Raw genomic sequence first — 16,420 nt, 5'->3', positions numbered from 1 at the left:
TGATCCAACGCCGCGCCCACGGCTACGCCGACCTCGACAACCTCACCGAAATGATCCACCTCTGCCACGGCGGAGTCACTACCCCACTACCCACAGCAACCCGCTAATTGGCACAGGTGTACGACAATTTCAGTCACCATGATCAATGCGTGAAGCACGCTCGTTCACCGGCTCGCAGGCAGGCGTGATCACCACCTCGGTGCGACGGTAGCCGTAGCGTCGACCGCCCGACTGGCGGCCGTGGGCGGAAACCGCCTGAAAGGCGGGGCGTAAGTGAAAATCACCCGATTAGCTGCCACGCGCGCTGACCGCCGATCGGCGGCCACGGGTGTCGATCACCCGGTTGGCAGCCGCAGCCGCCGACCCGGAGCGTCAGTCGCGTCGGATCGCACCTGGTCCGGCGGTGATGTCGATGTCACCGCTCTCCACGTCGTGCCCTGCTGCGCAGCGGAGCACCGCGCGTACCGGTTCGCCGCAGTTGCGGTGGGTGGAGGTGACGGACGGCCCGGCCTCGTCGGCGGCCCAGGTGTCACCCCAGTTGCGGAGCGCGGTGATCACGGGCAGCAGTTCGCGGCCCTTGCGGGTGAGCTGGTACTCGTGGCGGGTGCGCTGCCCTGGTTCCCGGTAGGGGATCCGCTCGAGAAGGTTGGCGGCGACCATCTCCTTGAGTCGGGCGGCCATGGCGGGCTCGCCGACGCCGACCCGGCGGACGAAGTCGTCGAAGCGGCGCGTGCCGAGCAGCGCCTCGCGCATGATCAGGACCGTCGACCTGCTGCCCACGATGTCCATCGCCCGGGCCACCGAGCAGTTCGCGGTCGACCAGGAGTCGCGATCCTCTCGTAGGTCTTCCATGTGGTCCAGCCTACCTGACTTGCGTCCGCGCTAGCCAGGTGCTTCACTGGGACGCTGCTGGCTTATGCAGATGCAAGTCAGCCCGACCAGCATCGAGGACGCCAGTGACCACCGACACCACGGCCCCGAACCCCGCCGCGCCAGCCGCCGTGCGGCCATCCGTCCGCGGCTCTCGCCCGATGACCCTGATCGCCATGTGCCTGGGCGCGATGATCACGTTCCTGCAGATCACCGCGACGGTCTCCGCCCTGACGACCATCCAGCGTGAGCTTCGGATCGACCCCACCACCGTGATCTGGATCCCCAGCGCCTACACACTCGTCGTGGCGAGCGTGGTGCTGTCCGCTGCCACGCTGGGCAACCGCTACGGACGTCGGCGCATGTTCGGCGCCGGCGTCGTCGCCATGATCGTTGGTGGTGCCGTGGTGGCCGGTGCCCCGACGGCGGCCTGGGTGATCGTCGGGCAGTTGGTCGCCGGGCTCGGCGGGGCCCTGATCCTGCCCAACAGCCTCGCGATCCTTGGCGCGACCTTCACCGACCCGCACCGTCGTACCGAGGTCATTACCGCGTGGTCGGCGGCCTCCGGGATCGGGCTCGCGATCGGCCCGCTCATCGCCGGCGCGCTGCTGCGGCACCACCAGTGGCACAGCGTCTTCCTGTCCACGATCGTGCTGGGCGTGGTCACCCTCGTCGTCGCCGCCATCGGGGTGGCCGAGTCCCGGCCGAGTGCCGCTCGACTCGACGTACCCGGCCTGCTGCTCGGCACCGTCGCCATCGCCGCCGCCGTCTACGCGATGATCCAGGGCGGCAAGGACGGCTACACCAGCCCGTTGATGGTGGTCGCCTGGATGGTCGCGGCCGTCGCTCTCGTCGGGTTCGTGCTTGTCGAGTTGCGCACCAGCGCGCCGATGCTCGACGTACGGCTGTTCCGGTCCGGTTCGTTCAGTGCGGTCATGGTCGTCGCCGCGGTGTCGCTGTTCGGCTTCACCGGCGTGGCGATCCTGCTGGTCCTGTTCCACGAGCGTGCGCAGGCACTCAGCCCGCTGGACACCGGCTGGCGGATGCTGGCGCTCTTCGGTGTCTACGCGGCTGCGGCCTTCGGTGCGGGGCGGCTGATCCGCCGTACCGGGTTCAAGGCACCTCTCACCGCCGGCCTCGTCCTCGGCGCCCTGGCCAGCTTCGGGCTGGCCGCCCAGGGCCCGACCACCCCGTTCGGCCAGCGTTGGCCACTACTCGCGTTGTTCGGCGCCGCCAGTGCCCTGGTGGTGGCCCCGGCCACGGCGGCGGCGTTGGCCAGTGTCGCGCCCGCTCAGGCGGGGATGGCCTCCGGTGCGGTCAACGCCGCCCGTCAGGTGGGATCGGTGATCGGCTCGTCCCTGCTGGGGACGCTACTCACCACCACGATGCTGGCTGACCTGCCGGACCGACTCGCCGCCCACCAGGTGGGTGAGCCGACCCGGACGGCCGTGCGGGCGGCGGTGGCCGCTGGCGCCACCGGCGACCAGCCACTGCCCGACCCGGTCCGGTCGGCGCTGGCCGAGGCACTGACCGCCGGTGTCCAGGCCGGTCTGCGGATCAACGGCATCGTCTTCCTCGTCACCGCCGTGCTCGCGCTCACGCTGATCCGCAACCGGCCCCACGAACACTAGGGCGGGTGTCAGAGCCCCTGATCGGCCTGCGGCGGGCCCACACGACCGGCCGCGTCGGGTGTTCGTCCGGACACGACACCGGTATCCGGACGAACATCCGCCTTGCCGGACCGCCGACTGGACTCCGCCCCGGCTCGACCGAGGGCTGTGGCAGACGCCCTAGGCGGCGAAAGCGTCCAGCTCCTCGATCGCGTCGGTCGGCAGCTTCAGGTCGGCTGCGGCGATGTTCTCCCGCAGGTGCGCCACGCTCGACGTGCCGGGGATCAGCACGGTGGTGGGGGAGCGCTGAAGCAGCCAGGCCAGGACGACCTGCTGCGGTGAGGCACCCACCCGGGCGGCGACGCCGTCGAGCGTGTCGGACTGCAGCGGCGTGAATCCGCCGAGCGGGAAGAACGCGGCGAACGCGATGTTCTCCGCGGCGCACCTGTCGACGAGGGCGTCGTCCTGTCGGTTGGCGAGGTTGTAGAGGTTCTGCACGGTGACCACCGGCGCGATGGCCTGGGCCTCGGTGAGTTGGCCGAGCGTGACGCCGCTGAGCCCGAGGTGCCGGATCAGGCCCTCCTGGCGCAGCTCCGCCAGCGCGGCGAACTGCTCACCGAGGGGCGCGTCCCTGGTGCTCTCCGTCGTGCCGACCCGCAGGTTGACCACGTCGAGGACGTCCAGGTCGAGGTGCCGCAGATTCTCCCGGACCTGGGCCTTCAGATCCGCCGGCTCCAGCGCCGGGATCCAGGAGCCGTCGTCGCCGCGCCGCGCGCCGACCTTGGTGACCAGGTGCAGATCTTCGGGGTACGGGTGCAGCGCCTCCCGGATCAGCTCGTTGACCACCACCGGGCCGTAGAAGTCGCTCGTGTCGATGTGCCGGACACCCAGGTCGACGGCCTCGCGGAGCACGGCGAGCGCCTGCTCGCGGTCGCGGGGCGGGCCGAAGACCCCGGGGCCGGCCAACTGCATCGCCCCGTAACCCATCCGGCTCAGGGTGAGGCCGTCGGCCAGGGTCAGCGGGCCGCCGGGAAGGTTCTCGCTCATGTCGTCCTCTGTTCGTCGTCGCCGTGGACAGCTGCGACTGTGCGCCGGCAGCCGGGCGGCCGGCAGGGCGAGTTGTTCCTGGTAGTGACACGACCAGTCACCGGCCGGCGAAGCGGCCTACCGTCGAGGACATGGACGCGACCAACCAGCTCGGCGACTTCCTGCGTGCCCGTCGGGAGCAGATCCGGCCCGAGGACGTCGGGCTCGCTCCGGGCGTGGGTCTACGCCGGGTGCCGGGGCTGCGGCGGGAGGAGGTGGCGATGCTGGCGGGCATCAGCGCCGACTACTACCTGCGGTTGGAGCAGGGGCGCGAACGGCACCCCTCCGTGCAGGTCCTCGATTCGCTCGCCGGGGTGCTGCGGCTGGACCCGGAGGCGACCGCGTACATGATCGGGTTGACCCGGGTGCGTTCGCGCCGGGCTGCCCGGCCGGCCGTCGAGCGGGTGCCGGCCAGCATCCTGCACCTGCTGCGGCAGCTCTCCATGCCGGCCTTCGTGCAGAACCGCTACCTCGACATCCTGGCCTCGAACCCGATGGCGAGGGCGCTGTCGCCGAATCTCGCCCCGGGGGCCAACCGGCTCCGCGCGGTGTTCCTGGACGAGGCCGAGCAGGACCTGTTCCGGGACTGGCGGCAGGCGATGCAGAGCGTGGTGGGCCAGATGCGTGCCGACTCGGCCGGGGACGCCGACGACCCACGGCTGGCGGCGCTGGTGGGGGAGTTGTCGATCAAGAGCGACTGCTTTCGGCGGTTGTGGGCACGCCACGAGGTGCGTCGCCGCGAGGGCGTGGTCAGCCGGCTCCACCATCCGGAGGTGGGTGACCTCGACCTGTACTGCGACAAGCTCGCGGTCGCGGGCGCCGACGGGCAGCTGTTGGTGATCTACCACGCCGAGCCCGGTACGGAGTCCGCGCGCTCGTTGGCTCTGCTCGGCTCGATCGCCGCCAGCACGGCGGAAGGTGTCCCGGACAGCCTCCGCCCCGGCGATCCGGCCCGCCTCTACCCGTTGGAGTGAGCGGGGCGGCCGGTCAGCGTTGGCGCGGGGTCGTCTGGGTGGGGATGTGCTCGCTCCTGCGTGTCGCACCCTGAGGCGACTTGACGACCTTTAGTTTGTGAGTGCACACTTACAAACATGCGATCGACCGCCGAGGCCCGCAGGGTCACCGTCCTGAACGCCGCCGTGTCGGCGTTCGCGCGCACCGGCTTCCACGCGACTCCCGTCACCGCCGTGGCCGCCGCTGCGGGCATCTCCGAGGCGTACGTCTTCCGGCTCTTCTCCGGCAAGCTCGGGTTGTTCGTGGCGGCTGCCGGCGCGTGCTTCGAACGGATCGCCACGGCGATCGAGGCGGGGGCGGAGCGCGCCACTGGTGGTAGCCCGGAAGAGGTCCTCGACGCGATGGGCGGGGCCTACGCGGAGCTGATCGCCGACCGCGATCTGCTGCTCTTCCAGGTCCAGGCGCAGGCCGTCACGGACATCCCCGAGATCGCCGAGGCGGTCCGTGCCGGCTACCGCCGGGTCGCCACCTTCGTGCAGGACCGCGCCGGTGCCAGCGACGCGCAGGTGCAGCAGTTCTTCGCGTACGGCCAGCTCTGCCACCTGATCGTGACCGCGGGTCTGGAGCAGGTGCCCGAGCCGTGGGCTCGCGCTCTGACCGCCGGCATCCGCCACCCCTGATCCGACTCTCGACCCCGGGCCGCGCCAGCGGCCCACTTTTCGAACCCGATAAGTGTGTGAGTGCACACTTACAAACAAAGAGGAGAACCCGATGACGACCGACGCGATGATCACCGAAGTGGTGCTGCCCGGCGTGGTGGAGCCCGACGGGCTCCGGCTGCGCCGACGCGCCCTGCCCGTCGCGGGCCGGGGGCAGGCGCTCGTCGAGGTCGAGGCCACCGGCATCTCGTTCGCCGAGCAGCAGATGCGCCGGGCCCGCTACCCCGGCCAGCCGAAGTTCCCGTTCGTGCCCGGCTACGACCTCGTCGGCACGGTCCGGGCGGTCGGTCCCGACGGCGACGGGTCGCTGGTCGGCACCCGGGTCGCGGCTGTCACCAAGACCGGCGCCTGGGCCTCGCACGCGCTTGTCGACACCGATGCCCTGACGCCCGTGCCGGCGGACCTGGACCCCGCCGAGGCCGAGACCGTCGTGGTCAACGGGGTGACCGCCTGGCAGATGCTGCGGGGCGCCGACCTGCGGGCCGGGCAGACCGTCCTCGTGCACGGCGCGAACGGCGGAGTCGGGACCGTGCTCGTCCAACTCGGACGCCACCTCGGCCTGCGGGTCATCGGCACCGCCGCCGCACGGCACCACGCCGGGCTGCGCCAGCTCGGCGTCGAACCACTCGACTACCGCGATCCGGACCTCGCCACTCGGGTCCGTGAGCTGTCGCCCGGCGGCGTCGACGCCGTCTTCGACCCGGTCGCCGGCCAGGGCGTCCGCACCTCGTACGCGCTGCTCGCCCCTGGCGGCAAGCTGGTCGTCTACGGCAACGCCGCCGCCGTGGGCACCGGGCAGTCGGTGCTGTGGGTCTTCGTGAAGCTGCTGGCGCGCCTCTACACCTGGAACGCGCTGCCGAACGGCCACCGGGCCGGGTTCTACAACTTCTGGGCCGGCAACCTCACCCGACGGGCCGCGTTCCGGCGTCGCCTGCGCACCGACCTCGGAGTCGTGCTCGACCTGCTGCGGCAGGGAGTGATCGTGCCGCAGATCGCCGCCCGCTACCCGCTCAGCGAGGTCTCCGCCGCCCTGGTGTTCGCCGAGACCCGCAGTCGGGCAGGCAAGGTGGTGCTGGAGCCCTGAGGCCCTTCATCCTCGCCGGCCAGCCCTACCGTCCGGTACGCGACCGACGTTGGTCGGTCCGGCGGCGGTGCTTGTGTAGCCGCACGTCGAGGGGCGTACGGTGGACATGTCGCCCGGGACCCCGGTGGCCGCCAGATGCCGTCGCCACGAGCCCATCAGGGGCGTTACCGATCGCCATCCCCGCCACCAAGACTCGCTGGCCGTGTCGGCCCCTTTGCCGGCCACGTCCCGGCCGTCGGGTTTCGCCGTCATCGCGGTCGCAACAGTTGGTGGTCCGGATCCGACCTGCGCATGCGCACGACCGTCCGCGCGAACGATCGTTTCGAACGCCTTTACCAGGGGAGCACCGAATGAGGATCGCCAGGGACCGGATCATCGCCGCACTTCGCGACCGGGGCCAGCAGGCCCGAGCGGACTGGGTCGAGCGCGAGCTGCCGGAGCGCGTGGACCCGGCGAAGCACGCCGGGCTGCTCGCCACCCTGCACCTCGACCCAGCTGATCTCGTCGACTCGTCCTCCCCGTGAGGGTGGCGCTACTCGGGCCGGTCGCCTGGCGTACGCCCCCGCACCACTACGGCCCGTGGGAGCAGGTGACCGGCCTGCTCGCCGAGGGGCTGGTCAGCCGGGGCGTCGACGTGACGCTCTTCGCGACACTGGACTCCGTCACCTCCGCCCAACTCGACGGGGTGTGCCCACGCGGGTACGCCGACGACCCGGACCTGGACGGTCGGGTGTGGGAGGCGATGCACGTCTCCCACGCGCTGGCCCGCTCGGCACAGTACGACCTGGTGCACAGCCACCTGGACTGGTTGCCCCTGGCGTTCGCGGAGCACTGCCGCGCTCCGCTGCTGACCACAGTGCACGGTTTCTCCGGCGCGGGGATCCTGCCCGCCTACGCCCGAGCCGGCTCGTCGTACGTGTCGATCTCCGACGCCGATCGGGCAGCGGAGCTCGACTACGTCGCCACGGTCTACCACGGAGTCGATGTCGGCGGGCTGCCGTTCACCAGCGAGGCCGGCCCTGGGCTGGCCGCCTTCGGCCGGATCCACCCGGACAAGGGCACCCACACCGCGATCGAGATCGCCCGCCGCGCCGGCCGACCCCTGACCATCTGCGGGATCGTGCAGGACGAGCGGTACTTCGCCGAGCAGGTGGCCCCGCACGTCGACGGCGACCAGGTCGTCTTCCTCGGGTCGGTGGGCCCGCGTCGGCGCGCCGAGGTGCTGGGTGGCAGCACCGCGTTGCTGCACCCGATCGCCTTCGACGAGCCGTTCGGGCTGTCGGTGGTGGAATCGATGGTCTGTGGCACACCTGTCGTCGCCTACCAGCGGGGGTCCATGCCGGAGGTCGTCGACGAGGGGGTCACGGGTTTCCTCGTGCACACCGTCGACCAGGCCGTCGACGCGGTCGCCCGGGCCACCAGCCTCGATCGGGTGGGGTGCCGGGAGCAGGCGCGGAAGCGCTTCGGCGCGGACCGGATGGTCACCGACTACCTCGCCGTCTACGACCAGCTCGTCCACGGCTGAACCAACCCGTTCCGCCGGTCACACACGCTGGCCGGCGCGCGTTGTCCCCGCGTGAGGCTCACCCCGTACTCCCGTGGTGGCCGACAACCGGAAGGCCTGACGCTCATGCCCAGCTACGGATTTCTCAGCACCCATCCACCGACCCGGTGCGGACTGGCCACGTTCAACTCCGCCCTCGCCGCCCAGCTGACCACCGACGACACCCGCGGCGGCATCGTCCGGGTCACCGACCACGGCGACGACCAGCGGACCCCGCCCGGGGTCGTGCACACCTGGTCGGCGGGTGCTCCAGCTGGCTGGCGGGACGCGGCGGCCGCCCTGAACGCGTACGACGTGGCGATCGTCCAGCACGAGTACGGCATCTACCCCGGCAACGACGGCGAGGAGGTCCTGCCGTTGCTGCGTCGGCTCAGCGTGCCGAGCATCGTGGTCCTGCACACCGTGCTCCGACAGCCCACCGCACGGCAGAAGTCCCTGCTGGAGCAGATCGTCGCCACCGCCGACGCGGTCGTCACGATGACCGACACGGCCCGCGACCGGCTGCTCGTCGGGTACGCCGTGCCAGCGGGCAAGGTGACGGTGATCCCGCACGGCGCGGCCGAGCTTGCCGGTGTGCCCGTCGACCGGCGTACCCGCCCGCACCTGCTGACCTGGGGGCTGCTCGGGCCGGGCAAGGGCATCGAGTGGTCGTTGCGGGCCCTCGCGCGGTTGCAGGATCTGGAACCGACTCCGACCTACACGGTGGCGGGGCGGACCCACCCGAAGGTGATCGAGCACCACGGTGAGGCGTACCGGGCGGGGCTGCACCAGCTCGGTGCCCAGTTGGGCGTCGCGCACGCCGTCGACTACCAGGACGTCTACCACGACCAGGAGGCGCTGGGCCGGTTGATCCGCTCCGCCGACGTGGTGGTCCTGCCCTACGACTCCCGTGAGCAGGTCACCTCCGGCGTACTCATCGAAGCGGTGGCCGCCGGGGTGCCCGTCGTGGCGACGGCGTTCCCGCACGCCGTCGAGCTGCTGACCAGCGGGCCAGGGTTGGTCGTACCCCACCAGAACCCGGCGGCGCTGGCGAAGGCGATCCGGCGGGTCCTGACCGAGCCGGGTCTGTCCGCCCGGCTGGCCGGGCGCGTCCGCCCGTTGGCCGCGCACCTGCGTTGGCCTGCGGTGGCGGCCCGCTACGGCACCCTCGCCGAAGGACTCATCGAGGCCCGCTCGCCCGCCGTCAGCGCCGTGCCGGCATGACGGCGACCACCGGACGTCCCTGGACCTCGACGGGTGGGCGCTGGGTGAAGGCACCCGCGCCGAGCTTCGCGCACCTGGCCCGGCTGAGCGACGACACCGGTCTGTTCGAGCACGCCCGGCACGCCATCGTCCGCCGCGAGCACGGCTACTGCACCGACGACGTGGCCCGCGGCCTGGTGGTCGTCAGTCGGGAACCGGAGCCGAGCGAGGAACTGCTCCGGCTCGCCGAGCGCTACCTCGCGTTCCTGACCCACGCTCAGGACACCGGCGGCGCGTTCCGCAACCGACTCGGACACGACCGGCGTTGGGCCGACGAACCAGGCCTGGGCGACTGGTGGGGTCGGGCGCTGTGGGGCCTGGGCACGGCCATCGCCCGTAGCCCCGCTCCCTGGGTACGGGAGGAGGCGTTGGTCGCCTTCAGTCGGGGGGCCACCCGACGTGCCAAAGCGCCGCACACGATGGCCTTCGCCGGTCTGGGTGCGGCCGAGGTGCTTCGCCGCCACCCGGGCCACGTCGCCGCGGCGTCCCTGCTGGCGGACGCGGCAAGCGCGGTCGGCCGGGCCGGGTCCGACCCGCGCTGGCCGTGGCCACGGCAGGAGCTGACCTACGCGAACGCCGCCCTCGCCGAGGTGGTCATCGCCGCCAGCCAGCTACGCGAGGGTGGCCCGCCCCTCGACGACGGGCTGCGGATGTTGAGCTGGCTGCGCGACGTCCAGCTCCGCGACGGGCGACTGTCGGTCGTACCCGCTCGCGGGTGGCGGCACGGTGCCGTCCGGCTGCACCACGACCAGCAGCCGATCGAGGTCGCCGCCTTCGCCGACGCCTGCGCCACCGCGGCCACGGTGACCGGGGACCCCACGTGGGACACCGGGGTGCGGCAGGCGGTCGCGTGGTTCCTCGGCGACAACGACCTCGGCACGCCGATGTGGGATCCAGCGACCGGTGGTGGCTACGACGGGTTGACCGCGCACGGGCCCAACCTCAACCAGGGCGCCGAATCCACCCTCGCGCTCATCTCCACGCTGCAACACGCCCGGCGGTGGTCGTGAACCGGGGTCTGGCCGTCCGGCAGGACGTCACCCTCACCCCGGATCCACGCCGGGTCATCATCAAGCTCTTCGTTCCCGGAGAGGACGCCGCGGTCGTACGCACCCGCGCGCGGGCGCTCATCGACCGGGTCGCGCACCTCGACGACGAGGAGACCGGCCGGCTGCTGCGGGACACGTTCGACCGGTTCGGCGCCCGGCACCGCGACCTGGCCGGCACGTTCCACCACCACTACGACCTGGTCCGGCACCGGGCCGCGCGGGCCGGAGACCTCTCGCCGACCAGCCGCCTGCTGGTCGGCGCCTACTTCAGCCACGAGTACGCCGTCGAGGCCGCCGCCCTGTGCAACCCGTCGATGGTGGCCCACCCGGACCAGACCGATCTCGGCGACGGGCAGCTGCGCGTCGCGGTCAGCCTGCGTCAGGTCGGGGAGGGTCACGTGTCGTCCATCGGATTCGCGACGGCGGTGATCGGACCCGGGCGGCAGCTCAGTCTCGCCGACCGGGCCGGCCCGTTGGCCGTCGGGCAGCGGATGGGCGTGCGGCACCGTCGGGACCTGCTCGTCGCCGGCCTGGCCGAGGAGGACTGCGACAACGAGGTCACCGCCACGGTGTTGGACGCCCTGCCCGAGCGGTACGACGAGGCCACCTTCGAGCGGGTGCTCGGTGCCCTGCCGCCCGATCTGCTCACCCGCAGCACCGGGTTGGGCACCGTCGAACAACTGCGTCGCACCAACGCCGGTAGTTACGCCACGGCCTTCCCCGCCGACACGGCTCTGCACCAACGGGTGCTCTGGCCGGCCACCCCGGCAGAGAGCAACGGCATGGAGGACGCGCGGTTCGTCCGGTTCGTCGACGAGTCCGGGCCGGTGTACCGGGCCACCTACACCGCCTACGACGGCCGGAGCATCGGTACCCGCGCGCTGGTCAGCCACGACCTGCGTCGCTTCGAGATGACCCCGATGCGTGGTCCGGGCGCGCGCAACAAGGGGATCGCGCTGTTCCCGCGTACCGTCGGCGGCCGGCACCTGGCGCTGTGCCGCGCCGACGGCGAGACCATCGGCCTGACCACCCTGGACGGCGAGAACCGCTGGCAGGCCCCGGTCCCGCTGCACGCTCCAGCTGAGAGCTGGGAGTTGATCCAGGTCGGCAACTGCGGATCTCCCATCGAGTCCGACGTCGGCTGGATCGTGCTCACCCACGGTGTCGGGCCGATGCGTCGGTACGCGATCGGCGCGCTCCTGCTCGACCTGCACCGACCGGAGCGGATCGTCGCGCACCTGCCCGGTGTGCTCCTGGCACCCGAGGAGGACGACCGGGACGGGTACGTCCCGAACGTCGTCTACTCCTGCGGCGCGCTCGTTCACGAGGGTGAACTGTGGTTGCCCTACGGGGCGAGTGACACCCGGGTGGGTTTCGCCACCGTGCCGGTGTCCGCTCTCCTGGCCGCGATGGTGCAGGGGCGATCGGCACGCGAGCGACGCACCGCGGCGAGGTAGCCTCACCACCTGCGCTACGTGCTCCGGTAGGCAGGGGAGGTGGGGCCGTGACCGACGTCGGCGAGGTGGTGCGTTGGCTGCAGCTCAACGCGCCCCGAGGTGGCCCGGACGAGCTGTCCCAGTTGGTCGCCCGGGCGGCTCCGGCCATCGACGCCAGCGAGATCGTGATCTATCTGGCCGACTACACGCAGACCCTCCTCGTGCCGCTGCTCGGCGCGGGTCTGGTCCGGGACGAGCTGCCGGTCGAGACGACCCTCGCCGGTCGGGCCTTCACCACCCTCGACCTACAGCGCGCGCCCGACAACCCCGATCGGATCTGGGTCCCCCTGCTGCTCGGGTGCGAGCGGTTGGGTGTGCTGGAAATCGTCTCGCCGGCGGCCACCAGCGAGGCGATGGACGGCCCTGCCTGGGAGGTGGCGGTCAACGTCGCGCAGATCCTGGTCAACCGCCGGCTCTACGGTGACGTGGTCGAGCGGATGCGGCGTCGTCTCCCGATGCAGGTCGCAGCCGAGATCGTGTGGGGCCTGCTCCCACCGCTGACCTTCGCTACCGACGACCTGGTGATCACCGCCATCCTCGAACCGTGTTACGACGTCGGCGGCGACATCTTCGACTACGCGCTGAACGACGACGTGCTCAGCGTCGGACTCTTCGACACCTGCGGGCACGGCATCAAGGCGAGCACCATCGCCTCACTCGTCGTCAGCGCGTACCGCAACGCCCGCCGGAGTGGCCTCGACCTGGTCGACACGGCGATCAGCATCGACCGGTGGGTGCGATCCGAGCACCCGAACTTCTTCGCGACCGGGTTGCTCGCCGAGTTGGATCGCCGGACCGGCCGGCTGAGCATGATCAACGCGGGTCACCCCGGTGCGATGCTGTTGCGCGACGGCAAGGCCATTCGCGAGCTTCCCGGGCCGACCGCGCTGCCGCTCGGCCTGGGCCACCTGTCCTCGCGCCGCCCGAGGGTGCACGTGGAGGACCTGCACCCGGGCGACCGCATCCTCGCCTACACCGACGGCATCACCGATGCGCGCAGCGCCGGCGGGGAGCAGTTCGGGCTGGACCGGCTCGTCGACTTCGTCAACCGGGCCCTGAACGACCAGTTGCCCAGCCCGGAGACGATGCGTCGGCTGGTACGCGCCGTCATCGGGTACCAGGACGACACGCTCGAGGACGACGCGACGGCTCTCTTCGTGGAATGGCGACCGCCGCACCTGCCGCTGGCGCACCTGCGCGATCTGGCCGCGAACCGCTCCTGACCGAGCGAGTGGGATTTTGCACTCGCAGTGCACTTGCCTGCTCCCGTGGGGGTGTCTAGCGTCACCTCATGGCCGACTCATGGACCTTCGCCGTGACGCGCGACGACCTCGGGCAGATCACGCTCGTCGATGGCGCCGCGCCGGTGGCTGCCGACGGTGAGGCCGTGCTGCGGGTGGATCGCGTCGGTCTCACCGCCAACAACGTGACCTACGCGGTGCTCGGCGACGCGATGCGCTACTGGGAGTTCTTTCCGCCGGCGACCCGAGGGCTCGGACCGCAGTGGGGCCTGCCGCCGCTCTGGGGTTTCGCCGAGGTGGTCGCCTCGACAGTTGCCGGCGTCGAGGCGGGACAGCGGGTCTACGGATACCTGCCGCCCGCGGGTCACCTGCTGGTGCGTCCGGACCGGGTGGACGCCTCCGGCTTCCGCGACGCGAGCCCGCACCGGGCCCAGTTGCCGTCGCCGTACAACGCGTACCGGTCGACGAGCGGTGACCCGGCGTACCGGCCCGACCAGGAGGACCTGCTGATCCTGTTCCGGCCACTGTTCTTCACCTCGTTCATGCTGGCCGACCAGGTCGTCGACAACGACTTCTACGGGGCCGAGTCGCTGCTCGTGTCGTCGGCGTCGAGCAAGACGGCGTACGCCGCCGCGTTCGAGCTGCGCGGTCGCGGGCCGCGCCTGGTCGGGCTCACGTCGCCCGGCAACCTGAGCTTCACCCGGTCGTTGGGCTGCTACGACGAGGTCGTCCCGTACGACGACATCGCCGGCCTCGACGCCGTCCCGACCGTCTACCTCGACCTGTCCGGCGCGCCCTCGACCCGTGCCGCCCTGCGCCGGCACCTCGGCGACCGGCTCGTCCGGGACATCGCCGTCGGGCTCACCAACCAGACGCCGAACGCCGACGCCGCCGAGGAGGTGTTCTTCGCGCCGGTCCAGATGCGCAAGCGCAGCCAGGACTGGGGGCGCGACGGTCTCGACAGGCGATTCACCGAGGCCTGGCAACGCTTCACTGCAGTCGTCAGCGCATGGCTCGACGTCCAGCTGGGGGTGGGCCCGGAGGCCCTCCGCGAGGCGTGGCTCGACGTCCTCGCGGGTCGTACGCCGCCGCGGGTGGGCCGCGTCGTCCAACTCTGAGCGGTTGACCAGCCGTTCGACCCCGGCCCTAGAAGGCGCTGTCGTCGGAGTGATGGCGACGCAGCGTGGCCAATGATCGGCTGATCAGCCGGGAGACGGGCATCCGCGAGACACCGACCTGGTCGGCGATCTGGGCGGTCGGTCTTTCGGGCAGGCCGAGGTAGGACGCGATGTCGGTCACCGTCGGCGAGCGACGGAGGGTCTGGGGCAGGGTGCTGTTCGCCGCGCTGGGTGGCCATCGACTCGTCGGCGGCCCGACAATTCTGTAATCCGACCCGACGCTGCCAGTCTCCGATCTTGAGGGCGGTCAACGCGCAGCGCGGCCGCCGCGCGGGCGAGCACACGAGGAGTGACACAGATGTCGTCAGCCGGTCGAGCACTACCCGATGTCGGGTTGGTCGTCGCGGCCCGACAGGGCGACCAGCGCGCCCTCGACGACGTCGTCGCGGCCTCACTCCCGCTGGTCTACAACATCGTCGGGCGTGCGCTGCGCGGTCACGCCGACGTCGACGACGTGGTCCAGGAGACGTTGGTACGGGTGATCCGGTACCTGCCCGCGCTCAACGACCCGGCGGCGTACCGATCGTGGCTGGTGGCGATCGCCATCCGCCAGGTGCGCGACTGGGAACAGCGCCGACGCGTCGCGCTCAACCGCGACGCCGGGCTCGACGCGATCCACAACGTGCCCGACCCCGCCTCGGACTTCGCGGGCATGACCATCCTCCGACTCGGCCTCACCGACCAGCGACGGGAGGTCGCCGAGGCGACCCGCTGGCTCGACCCGGACGACCAGGAGCTGCTGTCGCTGTGGTGGCTGGAGGAGACCGGCGAGATCGCCCGTAACGAGGTCGCCGACGCGCTCGGGCTGTCACCAGGGCACGTCGCGGTGCGGATCCACCGGATGAAGGAGCAGATCCAGAGCGCCCGGGGCGTCGTACGCGCGCTGCGTGCCCGGCCCGGCTGCCCGGACCTGCAGGCCGTGACCGCCGAGTGGGACGGCACTCCCAGCCCTCTGTGGCGCAAGCGACTGGCCCGACACGTCCGCGACTGCGCGTTCTGTGGGCGACTCGGCTCCACGCTCCTGCCGATCGACCGGCTGCTCGCCGGCCTGCCGATGCTGCCGTTGCCGGCGGGCCTCACCGCCCACTTCCCGGGCACGGCAGCGCCGACAGCCGCCGCGCAGGTCGTCGGACCCCCGAGCCCGACGGTCGCCCACAGCACCGGGCCGACCCCACCCTCCGACGCAAGCGGCGGCCCGAGCGTCGTCGACCTCGCGATGAACCGGCCCCGTGGCCTCGTCCCATCCCTGGCCGCCGGTGTGGCAGCGGCCGTCCTGGCCATCACCACGGCGGTCGTGATCCTGCCGGACGATCCGTCCGCGCCCTCCTGGGCCGCTCCGCCGTCCACGGCGCCCACCGTCGTAGCCCCGCCGAGCGTCGCGCCCTCGCCGAGCGCACGGCCCTCGTCGAAGGCTCCGGTCGTCCCTGCGGTCAGCTCCGCCCGCAAGGGCGTCGGAGTGTGGAACTTCGCCGGGGCCAGTCAGGCGTTGGCGAACTCGAAGGCGGGTTGGTACTACACCTGGGGCACCCAGCACCCGGGGATCAGCACCCCGCGCGGTGTGACGTTCGTGCCCATGATCCGCAGTGCGGAGAACGTGACGGCCACGGAACTGGCCCGGGCGAAGGCGGCAGGGCCGGACCTGCTCACCTTCAACGAGCCGGACATGCCCGAGCAGGCGAACATGACCGTCGAGCAGGCGCTCGACCTGTGGCCACAGGTGATGGCGACGGGCAGCAGGCTGGGCAGCCCGGCGGTCGCCTTCGGCGCGCCCGATCCGCAGGGTTGGCTCGACCGGTTCATGACCGGCGCCCAGGCCCGAGGTCACCGGGTGGACTTCATCACCCTGCACTGGTTCGGGGCCGACTTCGCGACCACCGCCGCGGTCGACCAACTCCGGCGGTACCTCCAGGCTGTCTACCAGCGGTACCGGAAACCGATCTGGCTGACCGAATTCGCCCTGATCCGCTTCGACGGCGGCGGCGCACAGTTCCCCGGCCAGGAGCAGCAGGCGGCCTTCCTCACCGCGGCCACCGCCATGCTCGGCCAACTGCCCTACGTGCAGCGCTACGCGTGGTTCGGCCTGCCCGCCACGGACAAGGACCGGTCCGGGTTGTTCAGCAGTGGAACCCAGGCGACAGTGGTCGGCCGCGCCTTCCAGGCCGCCCGTTGAGCGGGGGCGCGCCGGTAGACCAGCCGGTCACGGGCGGACGCTCCGGGGTCGACGGGCGCGTCGCAGCGCCTCGTCGCCCGCGCCGGGGAACCACGGCGGAGTCTGCCTGGCGGATCGTCGGTGTCGTCGCGACCCTGGTCGCGACGACGCTGGTCGT

General features: G+C 71.7%; 15 protein-coding genes. 12 read left to right on the top strand and 3 right to left on the bottom strand.

All coding sequences use genetic code 11. From position 1 onward, the window contains the following. Positions 1-372: 372 nt before the first annotated feature. A complete protein-coding gene (locus tag ABGB10_RS26980; RefSeq protein ID WP_347663782.1) occupies positions 373-852 on the bottom strand; it encodes a helix-turn-helix domain-containing protein in 480 nt (159 codons plus the stop codon). A gap of 179 nt (positions 853-1,031) precedes the next feature. Here ABGB10_RS26980 and ABGB10_RS26975 point away from each other — a divergent pair, with 179 nt between their 5' ends. Next, positions 1,032-2,501 (top strand): MFS transporter, encoded by a 1,470-nt coding sequence (locus ABGB10_RS26975; RefSeq protein ID WP_347663781.1) that lies wholly within the window; start codon positions 1,032-1,034, stop codon positions 2,499-2,501. A gap of 159 nt (positions 2,502-2,660) precedes the next feature. On the opposite strand, the gene ABGB10_RS26970 is transcribed toward ABGB10_RS26975, so the two are convergent. After that, the gene (locus ABGB10_RS26970; protein ID WP_347663780.1) at positions 2,661-3,527 is read right to left on the bottom strand and encodes an oxidoreductase; all 867 of its coding nucleotides are present in this window, start codon (positions 3,525-3,527) and stop codon (positions 2,661-2,663) included. Between the two features lie 131 nt (positions 3,528-3,658). Between ABGB10_RS26970 and ABGB10_RS26965 the strand changes: the two genes are divergently transcribed. The 10 genes from ABGB10_RS26965 (at position 3,659) to ABGB10_RS26920 (ending at position 14,033) form a co-directional block, all read left to right on the top strand. Next, positions 3,659-4,540 (top strand): helix-turn-helix transcriptional regulator, encoded by an 882-nt coding sequence (locus ABGB10_RS26965; RefSeq protein WP_347663778.1) that lies wholly within the window; start codon positions 3,659-3,661, stop codon positions 4,538-4,540. Positions 4,541-4,657: 117 nt separating this feature from the next. Further along, positions 4,658-5,200 carry a TetR/AcrR family transcriptional regulator gene (locus ABGB10_RS26960; RefSeq protein WP_347663777.1) on the top strand — a complete coding sequence of 181 codons (543 nt, stop codon included), beginning with the start codon at positions 4,658-4,660 and terminating at the stop codon, positions 5,198-5,200. Between the two features lie 91 nt (positions 5,201-5,291). Then, complete coding sequence (locus tag ABGB10_RS26955) at positions 5,292-6,323, top strand: medium chain dehydrogenase/reductase family protein (RefSeq protein WP_347663776.1); 1,032 nt, start codon at positions 5,292-5,294, stop codon at positions 6,321-6,323. Positions 6,324-6,673: 350 nt separating this feature from the next. Further along, positions 6,674-6,847 carry a hypothetical protein gene (locus tag ABGB10_RS26950; protein ID WP_347663775.1) on the top strand — a complete coding sequence of 58 codons (174 nt, stop codon included), beginning with the start codon at positions 6,674-6,676 and terminating at the stop codon, positions 6,845-6,847. Further along, positions 6,844-7,848: a glycosyltransferase family 4 protein gene (locus tag ABGB10_RS26945; RefSeq protein ID WP_347663774.1), complete on the top strand. Its 1,005-nt coding sequence runs from the start codon at positions 6,844-6,846 to the stop codon at positions 7,846-7,848. Before ABGB10_RS26950 ends, ABGB10_RS26945 begins: the two co-directional genes overlap by 4 nt. A 105-nt stretch (positions 7,849-7,953) precedes the next feature. Next, positions 7,954-9,090, top strand: a complete 1,137-nt coding sequence (locus tag ABGB10_RS26940; protein ID WP_347663773.1) for a glycosyltransferase — start codon at positions 7,954-7,956, stop codon at positions 9,088-9,090. Continuing rightward, positions 9,087-10,139, top strand: coding sequence for a glycosyltransferase (locus tag ABGB10_RS26935; protein WP_347663772.1), 1,053 nt, complete (start codon positions 9,087-9,089; stop codon positions 10,137-10,139). The genes ABGB10_RS26940 and ABGB10_RS26935 overlap by 4 nt, the downstream gene beginning before the upstream one ends. Next, entirely contained in the window at positions 10,136-11,635 is a 1,500-nt protein-coding gene (locus ABGB10_RS26930) for a glycoside hydrolase family 130 protein (protein WP_347663771.1), read from the top strand. Before ABGB10_RS26935 ends, ABGB10_RS26930 begins: the two co-directional genes overlap by 4 nt. Positions 11,636-11,682: 47 nt before the next feature. Further along, entirely contained in the window at positions 11,683-12,897 is a 1,215-nt protein-coding gene (locus ABGB10_RS26925) for a PP2C family protein-serine/threonine phosphatase (protein WP_347663770.1), read from the top strand. Between the two features lie 68 nt (positions 12,898-12,965). Then, a complete protein-coding gene (locus ABGB10_RS26920) occupies positions 12,966-14,033 on the top strand; it encodes a DUF2855 family protein (protein WP_347663769.1) in 1,068 nt (355 codons plus the stop codon). Between the two features lie 28 nt (positions 14,034-14,061). On the opposite strand, the gene ABGB10_RS26915 is transcribed toward ABGB10_RS26920, so the two are convergent. After that, positions 14,062-14,214, bottom strand: a complete 153-nt coding sequence (locus ABGB10_RS26915; RefSeq protein ID WP_347663768.1) for a sigma factor-like helix-turn-helix DNA-binding protein — start codon at positions 14,212-14,214, stop codon at positions 14,062-14,064. A gap of 177 nt (positions 14,215-14,391) precedes the next feature. On the opposite strand from ABGB10_RS26915, the gene ABGB10_RS26910 reads away from it, so the two are divergent. Further along, positions 14,392-16,263, top strand: a complete 1,872-nt coding sequence (locus tag ABGB10_RS26910; RefSeq protein WP_347663767.1) for a sigma-70 family RNA polymerase sigma factor — start codon at positions 14,392-14,394, stop codon at positions 16,261-16,263. Positions 16,264-16,420: the final 157 nt, after the last annotated feature.

Origin of the sequence: Micromonospora sp. B9E7 (genome assembly GCF_039871815.1) — a bacterium.
Lineage (GTDB): Bacteria > Actinomycetota > Actinomycetes > Mycobacteriales > Micromonosporaceae > Micromonospora.
Note: the sequence above shows the minus strand (reverse complement) of the source record. Positions and strands in the feature narration are given on the sequence as shown.